The 19,359-nt window shown below is 68.5% G+C and carries 6 protein-coding genes; 3 read left to right on the forward strand and 3 right to left on the reverse strand.

Annotated features, from left to right (window positions below):
- The first annotated feature begins 55 nt into the window (after nucleotides 1-55).
- The 3 genes from C5F75_RS29970 to C5F75_RS29980 all read left to right on the forward strand — a co-directional run bounded on the left by C5F75_RS29970 (nucleotide 56) and on the right by C5F75_RS29980 (nucleotide 7,796).
- Nucleotides 56-3,052, forward strand: a complete 2,997-nt coding sequence (locus tag C5F75_RS29970; protein WP_060010386.1) for a sensor histidine kinase — start codon at nucleotides 56-58, stop codon at nucleotides 3,050-3,052.
- A 201-nt stretch (nucleotides 3,053-3,253) separates the two neighbouring features.
- Nucleotides 3,254-6,883, forward strand: a complete 3,630-nt coding sequence (locus tag C5F75_RS29975) for a YadA family autotransporter adhesin (RefSeq protein ID WP_059576319.1) — start codon at nucleotides 3,254-3,256, stop codon at nucleotides 6,881-6,883.
- Nucleotides 6,884-7,100: 217 nt separating this feature from the next.
- Nucleotides 7,101-7,796, forward strand: a complete 696-nt coding sequence (locus C5F75_RS29980) for a response regulator transcription factor (RefSeq protein WP_059576322.1) — start codon at nucleotides 7,101-7,103, stop codon at nucleotides 7,794-7,796.
- A 90-nt stretch (nucleotides 7,797-7,886) separates the two neighbouring features.
- Here the strand turns inward: C5F75_RS29980 and C5F75_RS29985 are convergent, their stop codons facing one another.
- From C5F75_RS29985 to C5F75_RS29995, 3 genes are all read right to left on the reverse strand, one after another.
- A complete protein-coding gene (locus C5F75_RS29985) occupies nucleotides 7,887-8,612 on the reverse strand; it encodes a response regulator transcription factor (RefSeq protein WP_059576325.1) in 726 nt (241 codons plus the stop codon).
- A 327-nt stretch (nucleotides 8,613-8,939) separates the two neighbouring features.
- Nucleotides 8,940-9,647 (reverse strand): OmpA family protein, encoded by a 708-nt coding sequence (locus tag C5F75_RS29990; RefSeq protein ID WP_059576328.1) that lies wholly within the window; start codon nucleotides 9,645-9,647, stop codon nucleotides 8,940-8,942.
- Between the two features lie 102 nt (nucleotides 9,648-9,749).
- The gene (locus tag C5F75_RS29995) at nucleotides 9,750-19,145 is read right to left on the reverse strand and encodes a YadA-like family protein (RefSeq protein WP_258048618.1); all 9,396 of its coding nucleotides are present in this window, start codon (nucleotides 19,143-19,145) and stop codon (nucleotides 9,750-9,752) included.
- Nucleotides 19,146-19,359: the final 214 nt, after the last annotated feature.

Consider the following 19,359-nt stretch of genomic DNA (forward strand, 5'->3'; position numbering starts at 1 on the left):
CGTACCGATCGGACTCCATTATCATGGGGGCACCTTGGCCGACCGCCCCGCCCCGATGGACCACCGCGCCGCACCCGATCGATCCCGCCTCGCCGCCGGCCCGTCCGCCGATCCCACGCCGGCCGGCCGCCGCCAGCGCGCGCTGCTGTATGCCGGCGGCGCCGCCGTGACCGTCGCGATCCTGCTCGCCAGCGGGCTGATGCTGTACACGATGGCGAGGGAAGCGATCCAGGAGCGCTATACGGGGTTCGGCGTGCGGCATTTTCTCGTCCAGTTCGAATTCAAGCTGCGCACGACGGGCATGGACATGCTCACCACCCACGACGAAAGCGTGTGGCACACGCGCGCGGCCGATCCGGCCGCCGTCGCCGCGCTGGCCGCCGGAAACGGGCGGCTCGAACTGCGCGACAACCCGCGATTCCCGTCGATGCTCGTGCTCGCCGACCTGTCGCCCGAGCGGCCGGCCGCGTCCTATGCGCGCTATCTCGCGATGGCGAGCGACATGAGCTACCGGGTCGGCGCGTACGTCGCGAAGCAGGACGCCGGCCGGCCCGTGGCCGGGTACGCGTACAGCCCCGACCGCCGCTTCGCGATGGTGATCCCGAGCCCGGAACCGGGCACGGCCCCGGCCGAACCGGCGCCCGCTCCCGCGTCGGCGCTGCTGGCCCAGGTCGCCGCCGATCTCGATACGCCCGCGCCGCGCCGGTTCGTGTGGCATGCGCCGGCCTACGACCCCGTGCAGCGCCGCGACGTGTTCCGAATCGTCGGCGCCGCGTACGACAACGGCGTGCCGCTCGAAGTGCTCGTCTCGACGCTGCCTGTGGACGTGCTGCGCGCGCGGCTCACGACCGACGTCCCGACCAACGCGGCCATCATCGCGAATGCGCACGGCGACACGCTGCTGCGCGTCGGCGCCGCCGAGCACGACGCGGCGACGGTCGCGGCACTCCAGCGTCTCGCGGCCCGCACGCGCCCGGCGAACGGCAACGGCACGCGCGCCGCTTACGGCGACGGCCTGTTCGCGCTGAGCCAGCCGATCCCCGACACCGGCTGGACGCTCGTGCAGGCGTTCTCGCTGCGCTCGCTGCTCGCGGCGATCGGCGTGCGCGCGGGCGGCTACGCGGCGATCATGCTCGCCGCGATCGCGCTCGTCTGGTGGCTGCTGGTGCGGTTCGACCGCCGCGTGCTGAAGCCGGACGAAGCGCGCCGCCGCCGCGTGATCGACAGCGAGAACCTGAACCGCACGATCGTCGAGGCCGCGCCGTCCGGCATCGCGCTGCTGTCGCTCGCGGACGGCGCGGTGCTGCTGCAGAACGACACGATGCGCGACTACGACGCGCGCCGCGCGGGCGGTCCGTCGCTGCCGGCGCGGCTGCTCGCGCGCTTCGACCGCTCGGCCGATACCGACGCGTGGCAGTCCGGCCTGCATGTGTCGCTGCCCACCGCCGACGGCAACGCGGTCGATCTGCTCGTCAACCTCGTGCGCACACGCTATCGCGACGCCGACGTCGTGCTGTGCAACTTCTCCGACATCACGTCGCAGAAGAACGTCGAACGCGCGCTCGACCACGCGCGGCAGGCGGCCGACGCGGCGAACAGCGCGAAATCCACGTTCCTCGCGACGATGAGCCACGAGATCCGCACGCCGCTGAACGCGATCCTCGGCAATCTCGAACTGATCGGCCGCGAGCCGCTGGCGGACACGCAGCGCGAGCGGCTGCATACGGTCGAGGGCGCGTCGTCGGTGCTGCTCGACCTGATCAACGACATCCTCGACCTGTCGAAGATCGAGGCCGGCCAGATGACGATCGAGGCGATTCCGTTCGATCTCGCCGACACCATCCGGCAGACCGGCGCGATGTTCGAGCCGCTGGCCGCCGCGAAGGGGCTGCAATTCGACGTGTTCGTCGACGATGCGCTGGCGCCGCGCTATCTCGGCGATCCGACGCGCATCCGGCAGATCGCCGCGAACCTCGTCGGCAACGCGATCAAGTTCACGAACCACGGCGAGATCACGCTGGAGGTGTACCTGCGCGACGACGCCGATCCCGCGTCGCCGATCGCGATCGGCGTCAGCGACACGGGCATCGGGATGACCGACGAACAGCGCGCGACGCTGTTCCGCCCGTTCACGCAGGCCGATACGTCGATCACGCGGCGCTATGGCGGCACGGGCCTCGGGCTCGCGCTGACGAAGCAGCTCGCGCAGATGATGCACGGCGCGATCGACGTGAAGAGCGAAGCCGGCCACGGCAGCACGTTCGTCGTCACGCTGCCGCTGCGGGCGGCGACGAGCGAGCAGATCGCCGCGCAGGACGCGGCGCGCGCCGACGATGCCGCGTTGCCGGCCGTCGCCGCGCGCGTGCTGGTGGTCGACGATCATCCGGTGAACCGCAAGTTGCTGCAGGGGCAGCTCGTCACGCTCGGCTATGCGGCGGACGCGGCCGAGGAAGGCGCGGCCGCGCTGCGGTGCTGTACCGATACGCGCTACGACCTCGTGATGACCGACCTGAACATGCCGGGCATGGACGGCTATACGCTGGCCCGCGTGCTGCGCGCGCAGTATCCGGGCCTGCCGGTGGTCGCGGTCACCGCGCATGCGAGCGCGGCCGAGCATGCGCGCTGCGCGGAAGCCGGGATCGTCGCGGTGCTGGTGAAACCGGTGCTGCTCGACATGATCGACCGCACCGTGCGGCGCTTCGCGAAGGGTGCGGCCGCAAGCCGGCCCGCGCAAAACGCGCTGGTCGATCTGGCCGAAGGCCCGTTGCCGCCGGACGTGCACGAACTGTTCGGCGACACGCTCGAGCGTTCGCTCGCGGCGATTCGCGATGCACTCGCGCGCGGCGACGTGCCCGCGCTGCGGGCGGAGCTGCATTCGCTGCGCGGCGCGTTCGCGACGATCCACGAGCATGCGGTGGCCGACGCGGTGCGCGACATGCAGGATGCCGTGCAGGCCGGCGATCCGGCCGCGCTCGACCCGCTGGTCGACCGCACCGAGCGCCTCGCGCGCGACACGCTCCGGCGGCGCGCGGCGCAAGCGCCGCAAGCCTGATCGGCCGCCGTCCGGCGGCTGTCTTTCCTTCCCTCTCGGCTCCTTTCACGACCACCCGTCGCGGCGGCCCGTTCGTGCGTTCACGCGTGTAGGACACGCCCTACAAACATCGCATCTCGAATAGGTTTTGGACGACAGATTCGGACGAGGCCGATCCATACCATGGACTCATCAACCTGACGAACTGAAAGGAGTGGGTCAATGAACAAGACGTATCGCAACATCTGGAACACGGCGACGGGCACGTGGACGGCCGTGGCCGAAACGGCGCGCTCGCGCTCGAAGGGCTCGGCGCGCGCGGCACGCCAGGCCGTGGCAGTCCTCGCGCTGGGCAGCGCATCGATCGGCGGCGCGTTCGCGGCCGATGCGTGCACGACCGAGGACGGGAAAGGCGGTTCGCTCGATGCGGCCGGCGTGTGCAAGGTCACGGCTTCGCGCACGATCGGCACGGATGCGATCGGCACGACGGCGACGCTCACCGACGACTACATCAAGGTCAATAGCACCGGACCCGTGGCGGCCGCTACGGGTGCCAACGCCGTTGCGATGGGCCAGTCGGTGACATCCAGCGGATCCAGTTCCGTGGCAATCGGTTCGGGCACCTCGGCGGACGGGCTTCATTCGATGGCGCTCGGCGCATCGTCGCGCGTCGTGGGCAACAGCAACCTGGCCGTGGGCGACGGCGCAACGGTATCGACGCTCACCGCCCCGCCGACGAACGCCATTGCAATCGGTACTCGCGCCAATGTATCCGACGCCGGCGTAACCGGCGCCACGGGTTCGATCGCGATCGGCAATAGCGCATCGGCCGGCGGCACCGGCTCGATCGTGATCGGGACAAGCACGCGCCATTCCGGCTCCGGCGCGACGGTCGTAGGCGCCAACGCGAGCGCAATGGGCGGCGGTTCAGGCGTGGCCATCGGGAACAGCAGTGCTGCGGCGGGTGCGGGCTCGGTCGCAACGGGCCCGAACGCCACGGCCACCGGCACGGGTTCGGTTGCAATCGGCAGCCAGGCCGCGACCACGAACAACAACAGCGTGGCGATCGGCAATACGGCCTCCGGCAGCGCGATCAATACCACCGCGATCGGCGGAAACGCCCGGGCAACGGGCGACAACGCGACCGTGCTCGGCCAGAGCGGTGCCGCAAGCGGCCTGGGGGCGGTCGGCATCGGTTTCCGTGCCAATGCGCAGGGGGACCGCTCGGTCGCGCTCGGCATGGATTCCGTCGCGGATCGCGACAACACCGTTTCCGTCGGCTCGGCCACGCAACAGCGTCAGATCACGAACGTCGCGGCCGGCACGGCGGGTACGGATGCGGTCAACGTGGAGCAGATGAACGCCGCGATCACGGCGGCCGACAAGTATGTCGACATTCGCACCGGCACGTATGCGGCCGACGTGGCCGCCAGCGCCGGTGACAGTGCGACCGCCGTCGGCGCGAACGCAAGCGCCACGGGCCAATCGGCTGTCGCGCTCGGCGGCAATACGACGGCCAGTGCGGCGAATGCGGTAGCCATCGGTACGCTCTCGCGCGCAACCGGCAACAACGCGGTCGCGGTTGGCGTAGGGGCCGCGGCTACCGGAGCGAACACCTCCGTGCTGGGGCGCGGTGCGTTGGCAAGCGGCAACAATTCGGTTGCGCTCGGGACTTGGTCCCTTGCCGATCGCGACAATTCCGTGTCCGTCGGTTCGTCGGGACTTGAACGCCAGATTACGAACGTCGCAGCCGGTACGCAAGCGACCGACGCTGTGAACGTGAGCCAGCTTCAGCCCGTCGTGACCGCACTCGGCGGCGGCGCCACCATCAACCCCACGACGGGTGCCGTGACCGGCCCGAGGTACACGCTCGCCAACGGCGGCACGCAAACGACGGTCGGCGGTGCGCTCGGCGCACTCGACGGCAACATCACGACGATCAACACCCGGCTCGACGGTCTCTCGAACGGCACGGTCGGCCTCGTCCAGCAGGCCGGCCCGGGCGCGAACATCACGGTCGGCGCGAGCACCGACGGCGCGGCCGTCGACTTCACCGGCACGGCAGGCGCCCGCAAGCTGACCGGCGTCGAAGCAGGCGCGGTCACGGCCACCAGCAAGGACGCAGTGAACGGCTCGCAACTGCACGGCGTGTCGAGCAGCGTGGCATCGGCCATCGGCGGCGGCTCGACCGTGAACGCCGACGGTTCGATCTCGGCACCGAGCTTCACACTCGGCGACGGCAGCGGCGGCACGACCACGGTCACGTCGGTCGGCGGTGCGATCACGAACCTCGACGGTCGCGTCACCACCAACGAAGGCAACATCGCACGCAACACGGGCGACATCGCCGACCTGGCCAGCCAGATCGGTAGCGGTACGGTCGGCCTCGTCCAGCAAGCCGGCGCGGGCGCAAACATCACGGTTGGCGCGAACACCGATGGCGCGGCCGTCGACTTCACCGGCACGGCCGGCGCGCGCAAGCTGACCGGCGTCGACGCAGGCGCGGTCACGGCAGCGAGCAAGGACGCGGTGAACGGCTCGCAACTGCACGGCGTGTCGGACAGCGTCGCATCGGCCATCGGCGGCGGTTCCACCGTGAACGCCGACGGCTCGATCTCCGCGCCGAGCTTCACGGTCGGTGACGGCAGCGGCGGCACGACCACGGTTCACTCGGTCGGCGACGCGGTGACGAACCTCGATGGTCGCGTCACCGTCAACGAAGGCGCGGTCGCGTCGCTGGCCGACCAGATCGGCAACGGCACGGTCGGCCTCGTCCAGCAGGCGGGCCCTGGCGCGAACATCACGGTCGGCGCGAACACCGACGGCGCGGCGGTGAGCTTCATCGGCACGGCCGGCGCACGCAAGCTGTCGGGCGTCGCGAACGGCGTGAACGACGACGATGCGGTGACGATCGCGCAGTTGAGGGCAACCGGCCTCATCGACTACACGGGCAAGGAGATCGCAGCCGTCACGTATGACGACATCTCGCTCGGCAGCGTGACTTTCGGCGGTTCGAGCGGCACGAAGCTGCTCAACGTCGCGCCGGGCCTGATCGCGGCGGGCAGCATGGAAGCCGTGAACGGCGGCCAACTGCACGACCTCCAGGAGCGGTTCGCGCAGGAATACGCACGACTCGACGGCCGGGTCGGTGACCTCGAAACCGGTGGCGGTTCGGGCGGCGGCGGTGGTGGCGGCAACGACAACGTCGGCCGCGGCACGGGCGGCGACGGCTCACTCGTGGTCGGCGACGGCTCGGTTGCGTCGGGCGAGAACAGCACGGCGGTCGGCCAGGGCGCGGTGGCGTCGGGCGACAACGGCTCGGCGTTCGGCCAGGGTTCGGCGGCCAGCGGTTCGAACAGCTCGGCCATCGGCCAAGGCTCGGTCGCATCGGGTTCGGACAGCACGGCCATCGGCCAGGGCTCGAAAGCAACCGGCAACGGTTCGGTGGCGATCGGCGCGGGCTCCGTGGCGGATCGCGACAACAGCGTATCGGTCGGCTCGGCCGGTCACGAACGCCAGATCACCAACGTCGCGGACGGCACCGCACCGACCGACGCCGTGAACGTGCGTCAGCTGGATCAGCGTTTCGGCGAAACGAACCGGATGATCAACGACGTCGCGAAGAACGCGTACGCCGGTGTCGCGGCGGCGATGGCGATGCCGAACCTGACGCCGTCGCAGCCGGGCAAGACCGTCGTCGCGGCCGGCGCCGCGAACTACAAGAGCGGCTCGGCGATCGCGGCAGGCGCGACCTACCGGACGCGCGACGGCAAGTGGCTGATGAACGGCGCCGTGTCCGTCACGTCGACGGGCGACGCAGGCGTGCGTGCGCAGGTCGGCTACGAGTTCTGACCGGACGGCTCCGCGTCGCGCGGAGCCTCGACCCGAAGCGGGGGAGCGATCCCCCGCTCGTTCGGCCGACGGCCGGTGACGGTTCCGCACGAGCCGCCACCGGCCGTCGGCGCAACGGCTTCGCGTGCCGCCGGCTTGCACGCCGCACGCGCAGCCGTACGCACCGATCTCCACCGCGCGGCGCCCACTGCGCGCCGCAACATGCAGGTACACCGACATGCCAGGAAATTTCCCCATTCGCATCGTGATCGCCGACGACCATCCGGCGGTCGTCATCGGCGCACGTTACGAACTGTCCGCGACGAATACGCTCGCGGTGGTCGCGACCGCCGGCAACTCGACGGAACTGATGGAAGCGCTCGCGAGCCAACCATGCGACGTGCTCGTCTCCGACTACGCGATGCCGGGCGCCGAATTCGGCGACGGCCTCGCGATGTTCACCGCGATCCTGAAGCGACATCCGAATCTGCGCATCGTCGTGATGACGATGATGGAGAATGCGGTGGCGCTGCGCGCGCTGATCGAACTCGGCATCGCATGCGTGGTCAGCAAATCCGATATGACGAGCCACCTGACGATGGCGATTCACGCGGCCTATACGAACGGCCGCTATCTGTCGCCTTCGATGGACCGGATCCTGCGCGCCGCCGGCAACACGGGCGGCAAGGCGCCGGCGTTGTCCGCGCGCGAGCTGGAAGTGATTCGCCTGTTCGCGTCGGGCCTGTCGGTCAACGCGATCGCCGATCAGTTAAGCCGCAGCAAGAAAACGATCAGCACGCAGAAGAGTTCGGCGATGCAGAAACTCGGGATCGAGCGCGACGTCGATCTGGTCCGCTACGCGATTTCGTGCGGGCTCGTGTCCGATTACGGTTACGCGACGACGCTGCCGGCCCTCGACGACCATCCGCGCTGACGGTACGACCACCATTCCGGCGCACGGCCGGCCACGCCCATGGCTCGGATGATCGCGCGCCGGGTTCTGCCGATGCGCGAGGCGCTCCGGTCAGTCGGGCTCGGCGCGCCCTTTCTCCTCTCCCACCTGCTCCGCCGCCTTGCCCTCGCCGCCCGACGCGGCGACGATCCCGTTCTCCATCGCGTAGCGCAACAGGTCGATATCCTTTTCCACGCCGAGCTTCTGCATCGCGCGCGCCTTCTGGGTGCTGATCGTCTTCTTGCTGCGGCTGAGCTTGTCCGCGATCTCGTTGACGGTCATCCCCGACGCATACAGCCGCACGACCTCGATCTCGCGGCTGCTCAGGCTCGGCGCCTGGTCGACGATCCGCGCGCCCGAATGCGCGGACAGCGTGCGCACGACTTTCTCGACCGACGGCGAATAATAGGTGCCGCCCGTGGCGGCCGCATGCACGGCTGGAATCAGGTGATCGATCGCATCCGACTTGCTGACGATGCACGCGATGCCGAGCCGCACGAGCGCGCCGACCACCGCCGCGTTGTCGAGCATGGTGAGCACGACCAGCTTGACGGCCGGATAGTTGCGTTGCAGGTAGGAGAACAGCGCGATGCCGTCGCCGTGCACGTTGTCGGGCATCGCGTAGTCGGATACCAGCACGTCGCATACGTTCGCATCGAGCAGCGCGATCAGCTCGGTCGAATTGCCGGCCGTGCCGGTGAGCCGGATCGTCGGCACCGACGAAAGCCCATGCTGAACGCCGACGAGCAATGCCGGGTGGTCGTCGGCCAGTACCACACGTATCTGATAGCTTCCCATAGTCGTCCGAGTGTTCACCGCTGTCGCGGGCGGCCGAACGGCTGCCCGATGGCCGGCGACGGCGCGTGCGCGCCGTTCTTTCTGGATCGTAATTGGGCGCTAGTTTCGCATGAAACCGGGGCCGGCCGCCAAGGCCGAACGGGAGCAGCCCGCCGCGCGGCGCGCCGCCAATGAAAAAAGCCGCCGGCTCGGTGAGAGCGGGCGGCTTGGCATGCCTGCCGGGACAGCGGGGTGCGGCGGTCGATCGCACCCCGCTCCTCCATCGGCTCGTGACCGACGAAGGCCCTGCGGCGCCGGCGAACCGGCGCCGCGCGATACGTCAATGCGTCATTTCACGTCCAGGCGGATCTCGACGCGGCGGTTCTGCGCGCGACCGGCTGCGGTCGCGTTGGATGCAACCGGATCGGCCGCGCCGAGGCCTTCCGCGACGAACGAACGGGCCTGCAGCCCGTTCGCGCGCAGATACTCGACGACGGTGCGCGCCCGCGCTTCCGACAGCGCGCGGTTATGCGCGGCGCCGCCGGTCGAATCGGTGAAGCCCGTGATCGACACGCGCGCGAATTCCACGCCGCGATTGGCCACGATGAAGCGATCGAGATCGTTGCGGGCCTGCGCGGTCAGCGCCGCGCTGTCGGTCGCGAAATTCGCGTCGCCCTGCAGCAGCACCTGGCGCTGCTGAACCGGTTGCGGCGCCGGCTGCTGCGGCGCCGGCGCGGGCGCGGGCTGCGCGACCGGCTGCGGCTTGCCGCAGATGAACGTGATTTCGCGCGGATCCTTCATCGGCGCGCGGCTGTACACGCGGTCGATCATCTCGAGCGGCGTGAAGCCCTGCCCGCGGCAGAACTCTTCGGCCGCGCGCGCACATGCATTCGCGCTGCCGAGCAGCCCGTCGCAACTCACGCGGAAGATGTTGTCCGGCTTGCCCGGCACGGATACCGCGCGAATGTCATAAGTGAGCCCCGATTGCGTCGTACACGCACCGAGCGCCATCGCGAACGCGCCGATCGACGCGACGCGCAAAAGCTTTGAAGTCATGGTCTTGAAATGGCGTCCGCCCGCGGGCGGCCGCACTTGTCTGAGAGGGTTGAAAATCGGAACGGCCCCGCACGGGCGGGGCGCACGGCCCCGCCCCGCGCCTTACCACTGGTACGACGCGCCCACGCCAACCGTGTTGCCGCCGCTCGACAGACCCACGCCGGCCTTCATCTTCAGGTTCTGCGTGATGCGAGCCTCGCCGCCGAACGCCACCGCCTGATAGCCCTTGTAGGTCGCGCCGCCGACACCGAACGACAGCGTCTTGCCCGGATCCACGCCCGGGATCATCGTCAGCGCGGTGGCTGCCGCGATACCCGAGTACGCGTTCCTCGACACATCGTTGATCTGGCCCGACAGACCGCCGACCGCACGGTCGAGCTGGCCCTTCGTCGCGCCGTCGTTCGCGTTGATACCGTCCGCGATGTTCACGACGCGGCGGTTGCCGGTGTCGGTGCCGTCGCCGAACGAAACGGTGTTCGCCTCGTTCGCCACGGCGCCCGAGCCGATCGCCACCGAACCGCTGCCGGTCGCGTTCGAGCCGTGGCCGATCGACGTCGCGTTCTCGCCGTTCGCGGCCGAGCCCGCGCCGATGGCCGTGCCGCCGCCGGCGGCCACCTTCGAGCCGGAGCCGATGGCCGTGCCGTCGTTCACGCCGGTGCCGACCGACGAGCCCGAACCTGCCGCCACGTTGCCGGTGCCGGTGCCGGGGTTCGCCGCCGACGAGCCGCCCGCGGTCTGGTCGGTCGCGCCGAAGTACGGGTTGGTGCCCGAACCGCCGCCGTTGCCGTCACCCGGGTTGCCCGGTCGCAGCTCGAGGCCGCCGACGCGGTCGTCGAGATCGCCGATCTTGTCGTTCAGCGCGCTCAACTGCCCGAAGTTCACCGCGTCGTACTGGCTCGTGCCGTCCGCGACGTTCGTCAGCTTCACCGGCGCCGCACCCGTGCCGCCGAGGGTCACCGAGCCGTAGTTCGGCGTGCCGTCGGCATTCAGGTCGTAACGCACCGCGAGCGAATCGGTCGCGCCGTATGCCGCCGCGGCCTGGATCGCCTGCTCGACCGTCGAGTAGCGGTTGCCCTTGACCTCGAAAGACGCGTTGGCGAGCTTGCCGTCCGCATCGACCGTCGTGCCGCCGCCCAGCGTGTCGGCCACGCTCTGCGCGGTGCCGTGCAACTGCGAGCCGTTGATCGCGTCCGTGCTGGTCGCGTTCACCGCACCCGCGGCCACGTTCGTCAGCGTCGTGCCGTTCGTGCCCTTCAGCTTCACTTCGTCGAAGTTCGCCGATTCGTCCGCGTTTTGGCTGTACGTCACCGCCAGCGACGTCACGCCCGCACCCGGATTCGTCGGATCGACCGGTGCGACGAGGCCAGCGTCCTTCAGCTGCGCGACGTTCACCGCGTCGGTATCGTCCGTGCCGGCCGCGACGTTCTTCAACTGCACCGGGCCGGCCGACTTGCCGCCGCCCAGCGTCACCGCGTTGTAGTTCGGCGTGCCGTTCGCGTTGCGGTCGTACGTCACCGCGGCGATCGATTGACCCGTCACCGGATCCACCAGGCCCGAATCGGCAAGCTGGTTGTTGATGACCGTGATGTTCTGCGTGTTGGTCGCAACACGGCCATCCAGGTTGTCGAGCGCGTCGCCGACGTTGCGGTAGTCGACCTTCGTCGCGGCGTTGGCCGGATCGGTCAGCGAATACGTCGGCGCCGTCACGTTGCCGTTGGCGTCGACGGCCGAGCCGCCGCCCAGCGAATCCGCGACGCTCTTCGACACGCCGTACAACTGCGAGCCGTTCACCGCGTCCGTGCTCGCCGCGTTCACCGCGCCGGCCTGCACGTTCGTCAGCGTCGTGCCGTTCGCGCCCCTCAGCTTCACTTCGTCGAAGTTCGCCGAACCGTCCGCGTTCGTGCCGTACGTCACCGCGAGCGATGCCAAACCCGCACCCGGGTTCGTCGGATCGACCGGCGCGACGAGGCCAGCGTCCTTCAACTGCGCCACGTTCACCGCGTCGGTGCCGTCCGTGCCGGCCGCGACGTTCTTCAACTGCACCGGGCCGGCCGACTTGCCGCCGCCCAGCGTCACCGCGTTGTAGTTCGGCGTGCCGTCCGTGTTGCGGTCGTACGTGACCGCGGCGATCGCCTTGCCGTCGTCGCCGATCAGGCCAGCGCCCTTCAACTGGCTCACGTTCACCGCATCCGCGTCGGCAACACCGGCCTTCACGTTCGCCAGCGTCGTGCCGTTCGTGCCCTTCAGCTTCACTTCGTCGAAGTTCGCCGAGCCGTCCGTGTTCTTGCCGTACGTCACCGCGAGCGACGTCACGCCCGCACCCGGGTTCGTCGGATCGACCGGCGCAACCAGGCCCGAATCCTGCAACTGACCGAGGTTCACCGCGTCATTGCGGTTCACACCGTCCGCCACGTTCGACAGCGTCACCGGGCCGGCCGACTTGCCGCCGCCGAGCGTCACCGCGTCGTAGTTCGGCGAGCCGTCGGCGTTGCGGTTGTATGTGACCGCGGCGATCGCCTTGCCGTCGTCGCCGATCAGGCCCGAGCCCTTCAACTGGCTCACGTTCACCGCATCCGCGTCGGCAACACCGGCCTTCACGTTGGCCAGCGTCGTGCCGTTCGTGCCCTTCAACTTCACTTCGTCGAAGTTCGCCGAGCCATCCGCGTTCTTGCCGTACGTCACCGCGAGCGACGTCACGCCCGCACCCGGGTTCGTCGGATCGACCGGCGCAACGAGGCCCGAATCCTGCAACTGACCGAGGTTCACCGCGTCATTGCGGTTCACACCGTCCGCCACGTTCGACAGCGTCACCGGGCCGGCCGACTTGCCGCCGCCGAGCGTCACCGCGTCGTAGTTCGTCGAGCCGTCGGCGTTGCGGTTGTAAGTGACCGCGGCGATCGCCTTGCCGTCGTCGCCGATCAGGCCCGAGCCCTTCAACTGGCTCACGTTCACTGCGTCCGCGTCGGCAACACCGGCCTTCACGTTCGTCAGCGTCGTGCCGGCCGTGCCGCCGCCCAGCGTGACCTTGTCCTTCGTCGCGCTGTCGTACGTCACTGCCAGCGACGTCAGGTTGCCGCTGCCGTCGTCGCCCACCAGGCCCGAGTCCTTCAGCTGACCGAGGTTCAGCGCGTCGCTGTCTTCGGTTGCGTTCGCAACATGCTTCAACTGCGTCGGGTTCGTACCGTCACCCAGCGTCACCGAACGATAGTTCGGCGTACCGTCCGCGTTACGGTCATACGTCACCGCGGCAATTGCCTTGCCGTCGTCGCCGATCAGGCCAGAGCCCTTCAGTTGGCTCACGTTCACTGCGTCCGCGTCGGCCACACCGGCCTTCACGTTCGTCAACGTCGTGCCGTTCGTGCCCTTCAGCTTCACTTCGTCGTAGTTCGCCGAATTGTCCGCGTTCTGGCTATACGTCACCGCCAGCGATGTCACGCCCGCACCCGGGTTCGTCGGATCAACCGGCGCAACGAGGCCCGAATCCTGCAACTGACCGAGGTTCACAGCGTCCTGACGATCCGTACCGTTCGCCACATGCTTCAGTTGCGTCGCGTTCGTGCCGTCGCCCAGCGTCACCGAACGGTAGTTCGGCGAGCCGTCCGCGTTACGGTCGTACGTGACCGCCGCGATCGACTTGCCGTCGTCGCCGATCAGGCCCGAGCCCTTCAACTGGCTCACGTTCACTGCGTCCTTGTCCGCAACGCCTGCCTTCACATTGGCCAGCGTCGTGCCGTCCGTGCCGCCGCCCAGCGTGACCTTGTCCTTCGTCGCGCTGTCGTACGTCACTGCCAGCGACGTCAGGTTACCGCTGCCGTCATCGCCCACCAGGCCCGAATCTTTCAGCTGACCCAGGTTCAGCGCGTCGCTGTCTTCCGTTGCGTTCGCAACATGCTTCAACTGCGTCGGGTTCGTACCGTCGCCCAGCGTGACCGAACGGTAGTTCGGCGAGCCGTCCGCGTTACGGTCGTACGTGACCGCGGCGATCGCCTTGCCGTCGTCGCCGATCAGGCCCGAGCCCTTCAGCTGACTCACGTTCACTGCGTCCTTGTCCGCAACACCGGCCTTCACGTTGGCCAGCGTCGTGCCGTCCGTGCCGCCGCCCAGCGTGACCTTGTCCTTCGTCGCGCTGTCGTACGTCACTGCCAGCGACGTCAGGTTACCGCTGCCGTCGTCGCCCACCAGGCCCGAGTCCTTCAGCTGACCGAGGTTCAGCGCGTCGCTGTCTTCGGTTGCGTTCGCCACGTGCTTCAGCTGCGTCGCGTTCGTGCCGTCGCCCAGCGTCACCGAACGGTAGTTCGGCGTACCGTCCGTGTTGCGGTCGTACGTGACCGCGGCGATCGCCTTGCCGTCGTCGCCGATCAGGCCAGAGCCCTTCAACTGGCTCACGTTTACCGCGTCCTTATCTGCAACGCCGGCCTTCACGTTGGTCAGCGTCGTGCCGTCCGTGCCGCCGCCCAGCGTGACCTTGTCCTTCGTCGCGCTGTCGTACGTCACCGCCAGCGACGTCAGGTTACCGCTGCCGTCGTCGCCCACCAGGCCCGAGTCCTTCAACTGACCGAGGTTCAGCGCGTCGCTGTCTTCCGTTGCGTTCGCCACATGCTTCAGTTGCGTCGGGTTCGTGCCGTCACCCAGCGTCACCGAACGATAGTTCGGCGTACCGTCCGCGTTACGGTCATACGTCACCGCGGCAATTGCCTTGCCGTCGTCGCCGATCAGGCCAGAGCCCTTCAGTTGGCTCACGTTCACTGCGTCCTTGTCCGCAACACCGGCCTTCACGTTCGACAGCGTCGTGCCGGCCGTGCCGCCACCCAGCGTGACCGAACCGAGGTTCGGCGTGCCGTCAGCGTTACGGTCGTACGTGACCGCCGCGATCGACTTGCCGTCGTCGCCGATCAGCCCCGAGCCCTTCAACTGGCTCACGTTCACCGCGTCCTTATCTGCAACGCCGGCCTTCACGTTCGACAGCGTCGTGCCATTCGCGCCGCCGCCCAGCGTGACGGAACCGAGGTTCGGCGAGCCGTCCGCGTTACGGTCATACGTGACCGCCGCGATCGCCTTGCCGTCACCACCGATCAGGCCCGAGTCCTTCAACTGGCTCACGTTCACCGCGTCCTTGTCCGCAACGCCGGCCTTCACGTTCGACAGCGTCGTGCCGTCCGTGCCCTTGAGCGTGACCACTTCGAAGTTCGGCGTGCCGTCGCTGTTCCTGCCATAGGTGACGGCCAGCGGATCGGTTCCGCCGCCCCCGCCGCCCAGATTGGCCAGCGCGTCGAGCGCATCGCCCACGTTGCGATAGGTGGTGCCGCCGATGGTGTACGTCGGGTTCACGATGGAGCCGTCCGCGCCCACCGATGCATTGCCGCCGAAGGCCGCCACCGCGTCCTTCAACTGGCTCACGTTCACCGCATCGGCGTTGGCCGTACCGCGCGCGACATAAATGATCTGACGCTGCTGCCCGGTCGAACCCACCGAGACCGAGTTCAGCCGATCCGCCACCGAGCTCGCGCCCAGTGCGACCGAGTTCAATGCCGTGCCGGTGACGCTGGACTGGCGGCCGATGGCGATCGAGTTCGTGGCGAGCGGATCGACCTGCGCACCCGTGCCGAATGCCAGGGAGTCGGCCGCGTTGGCCCGCGCCGTATTGCCGAGCGCGAGGGCGTTGACGCCCGCGGCTCGCGCGTTGAAGCCCGCGGCGACCGCGTTGTTGCCCGACGCGTTCGTGCCATTGCCCAGCGCGATCGCGCTCGTACCGGTCGCCACGCCGCTTCCGAATGCGACGGCGCCCGTACCCGTTGCCGAGGCACCCGCGCCGAGCGCGACCGAACCGGAGCCCGTCGAACGCGACTGTGCGCCGATCGCGATCGCCGTATCGCCGGTGGCGCTGGCTTCCGCGCCAATCGCCACGCCATACGTGCCCGCACGAACGGATGCGTTGTCGCTGCCGTCGCCGAGACCGTCGACCTGAACATACGGATCGGTGCCCGCGAGCGTGCCGATCGCATCCAGTCGGCTATTCACGTCCTGAATGGCTTGCGTGGTCGTCGTGCTGACGTTGTCGATAGCCGCCTGCGCGTTCGTCGACGCAATACCCATCAGATCGTTGACCTGACCGACGGTCGCCGCATCGCTGTCTGCCTCGCCGTTCTGCACGTTTGTAATGCGACGTTGCAGGCCCGTTGCGCTGTTACCCACGGAAACCGTGCGGATCTCGTCCGCGACCGAGCCGAGGCCCAGCGCGATGGCGTTGAGGCCCGTCGCCTGCGCGGCGACACCCGTGCCGCGCCCGCCGATATACGGGTTGCCGTTGGCCACGGTCTGCTGCAACTGCTGCACGTTGACCGCGTCGGTCGCCGCGACACCCGTGGCCACGTTCGACAGCGTCACAGGGCCGGCCGACTTGCCGCCGCCCAACGTCACCGCGTTGTAGTTCGGCGTGCCGTCCGCGTTACGGTTGTACGTGACCGCGGCGATCGCCTTGCCGTCGTCGCCGACCAGGCCCGAGCCCTTCAACTGGCTCACGTTCACCGCGTCCGTGTCGGCAACGCCGGCCTTCACGTTGGCCAGCGTCGTGCCGTTCGTGCCCTTCAACTTCACTTCGTCGAAGTTCGCCGAGCCATCCGCGTTCTTGCCATACGTCACCGCGAGCGACGTCACACCCGCACCCGGGTTCGTCGGATCGACCGGCGCAACGAGGCCGGAATCCTGCAACTGACCGAGGTTCACCGCGTCATTGCGGTTCACACCGTCCGCCACGTTCGACAGCGTCACGGGCCCGGTCGACTTGCCGCCGCCCAGCGTCACCGCGTCGTAGTTCGGCGTGCCGTCCGCGTTGCGGTTGTACGTGACCGCGGCGATCGCGCTGCCGTCGTCGCCGACCAGGCCCGAGCCCTTCAACTGGCTCACGTTCACTGCGTCCTTGTCCGCCACGCCTGCCTTCACGTTCGACAGCGTCGTGCCGGCCGTGCCGCCGCCCAGCGTGACCTTGTCCTTCGCGGTGCCGTCGTACACCACCGCCAGCGATTCGCCCGTGACCGGGTCGATCACGCCACCCCTCGCGAGCGAATCTTCCAGCGAACCGACGCGCGTGTTCGTCGCGAACAGTTGCGCGCCGTTTACCGCGTCCTTGCTCGTGGCCGACAGCGTACCGTCCGCCACGTTCACGATCTTGCGTTCGTTGCCGGCGCTACCGACCGATACCGTGTTGTCCGCCAGCGCGACCGATCCGTTACCCAGGGCGACGGAATTGTTGCCGGTGGCCGATGCATTGGTGCCCAACGCAAGCGCATTCGAACCGGCAAGCGCGTTATTGCCGAGCGACGTGCCGTTCTGGCCGGCCGCCGAACCCGCACCGATCGAAATCGCGTTCGCGTTTTGCGCACGGGCATCCCGACCGATCGCCACGCCATCCTGCGAAGCGACCGCGTCATTACCGATCGCGACACTGTTGGCCATGCCAGCCGTGGCGCTGCGGCCGACCGCGACGCCGCCGTCGACCAGCGTCTTCGCGTTCGAGCCGATGGCCACCGAGCCGACGCCGGTGGCGCTGGCGTCATCGCTGCCGTCACCGGCGCCATTCGCCTTGACGTACGGATTGCTGCCGCCGACGTTCGCGATCGCGGCGTTCAGTTGAGCAACGTTCACCGCGTCGGTCCCGGCCGTGCCGGCCGCGAGGTTCGTGATCTGGCGCTGCTGCGTGGCCGAACCGACGGAAACGGTGTTGTTCCGGTTCGCGACGGAATCCATGCCGAGCGCGACCGAGTTGTCTGCCTGCGCATTCGCACGGAAACCGATGCCGACCGCCGACAGGCCGCTCGCGGACGCGCTCTGGCCGAGCACGGTCGCGTTGGTGCCGGTCGCCTTGGCGTTGCTGCCGATCGCGGTGGTATTGATCGCGCTGCCGGCAGCGGTATTGCCGAGCGCCACGCTGTTGTTGCCCGCGGTTGCGGCAGAACTGCCGATTGCAACCGAGCCCGTGCCGGTGGCCGTGGCGTTCGGGCCCGTCGCGACCGACGAGCTGCCCGCGGCAGAACTGCCCGAGCCCACTGCGACGCCTGCACCCCCGCCCATCGCGCTGGCGTTGGAGCCCAGAACCGTCGCACCCGATCCGGTGTGTCGCGCATTGGTACCGATTGCGATCGTGCCCGTTCCACCGGCCGTCGCGCTATTGCCGATCGCGATCGAGCCGGTCGCGCCGGTAATGTCGCCGTCGATGACTCGAGCGTTGGTACCGATGGCTACGCCGCTCGTCGGAACGAAACGGTTGCTCTGCGCGACCGCGGCGCCATCGCCGAGCGCCACGTTGCTGTCGCCGACCGTACTCGCCGACGCGCCGATCGCGACCGAGTGAAAGCCGCCGGCTGCCGTTGCGGATCCGAGCGCCACGGAACTGGAGCCGCTGGACGTCACGTTTTGTCCGATGGCAACCGCATTGGCGCCCGTCGCATTTGCGTGATTGGCGCTGGTGCTGTTGACCATGAAATACGGATCGCTCGCGGCAATCGCGGCGTTCAGCTGATTCACGTTGACCGCGTCCGTACCCACCGTGCCGGCCGCGACGTTCGTGATCTGGCGCTGGCTCGCGGCCGTGCCGACGGACACGGAATTTGCCCGATCGGCAACGGAGAACGCACCGAGCGCGACCGAATTTCCGCCGCTCGCCAACGCGCCGCGCCCCAGCACCGACGCGTTCTGCCCGGTGGCCGCCGCGCCTACGCCAACCGCGGTCGTTTCGGCACTGGTTGCACGCGCGAGCGTCCCGAGCGCCACCGCATTCGTCGCGCTAGCCGTAGTATTGCCGCCGAGTGCCACTGCCGACGTGCCGGCAGCGCTTGCGTTCGCGCCGATGGCGGTTGCACTGCTGGCAGCGCTGGCGGCCACGTCGGCCGCATACGTTCCGGTACTGATGGCCACAAACTTGTCATCCGTCGCCGCGATCGCGGCATTCAGCTGATTCAAGTTGACCGCATCCGTGCCCGCCGTACCGGCAGCCAGGTTCTGGATGCGGTTATTCGTCATGCTGACGGCGTTGGCGAAATCCGTCGTGCCGGTGATGTGAACGCCGTTGGCACCGTAAATCATCACATGACCGTCCCGGCTGCCGGCCACCGATGCGGTGCTCGCCGTCGAGCCGACCCCGGCCGCACCATTCAGATCACCACCATTTCCCAGCACAAAGGAAGGCGCATGCCCCCGGTAGACCGGATTGTTGGTACCAATCACCGAACAGTTTGCGTTCGTCGTTGCGCCGGAGTAGCCGAACGTATGGCCAACCCCCCCGTTCGCTCCCCCGCACAGGTTCAGCGCGCCATTCCCGTTCGCCGTCTGCGCTCCGGCATCGATCGCGATCGCGCTTCCGCCCACGCCCGCCATGACCGCGACCGCAGCCGTTACCGACGAACGCATCGTCGAGTTCGATTTCTTTTGCGAGCGCGCCGTTTCGGCCGCCGCGACCCATGTACCCGTCGTCGGATTCCAGACGGTGCGGTATGTCTTGTTCACGTTGATTGCCTCTATACGAAAGTGTGAGACGAGATTCGAGCTACGTGAGCCAATATATTTTTCGCAACGCCTTTCGATAATCAGACAGCCAGACGCGACAAAACTTATTTACTCAGACTGGTCCGAATATGACGATGCCTGACACTTCCGCGAGGAAAACGCGACACGGCACGCCCGCGAAACGCGCGATCGTTTGACATGCGCGCCGCTCGCA

This window comes from Burkholderia anthinoferrum, from assembly GCF_002925705.1.
Taxonomy (GTDB): domain Bacteria; phylum Pseudomonadota; class Gammaproteobacteria; order Burkholderiales; family Burkholderiaceae; genus Burkholderia; species Burkholderia semiarida.

Coding starts and splice junctions, on each gene's coding strand:
- C5F75_RS29985 (WP_059576325.1), bottom strand. CDS start 8,612: ATGGGAAGCTATCAGATACGTGTGGTACTGGCCGACGACCACCCGGCA.
- C5F75_RS29975 (WP_059576319.1), top strand. CDS start 3,254: ATGAACAAGACGTATCGCAACATCTGGAACACGGCGACGGGCACGTGG.
- C5F75_RS29980 (WP_059576322.1), top strand. CDS start 7,101: ATGCCAGGAAATTTCCCCATTCGCATCGTGATCGCCGACGACCATCCG.
- C5F75_RS29990 (WP_059576328.1), bottom strand. CDS start 9,647: ATGACTTCAAAGCTTTTGCGCGTCGCGTCGATCGGCGCGTTCGCGATG.
- C5F75_RS29970 (WP_060010386.1), top strand. CDS start 56: ATGGACCACCGCGCCGCACCCGATCGATCCCGCCTCGCCGCCGGCCCG.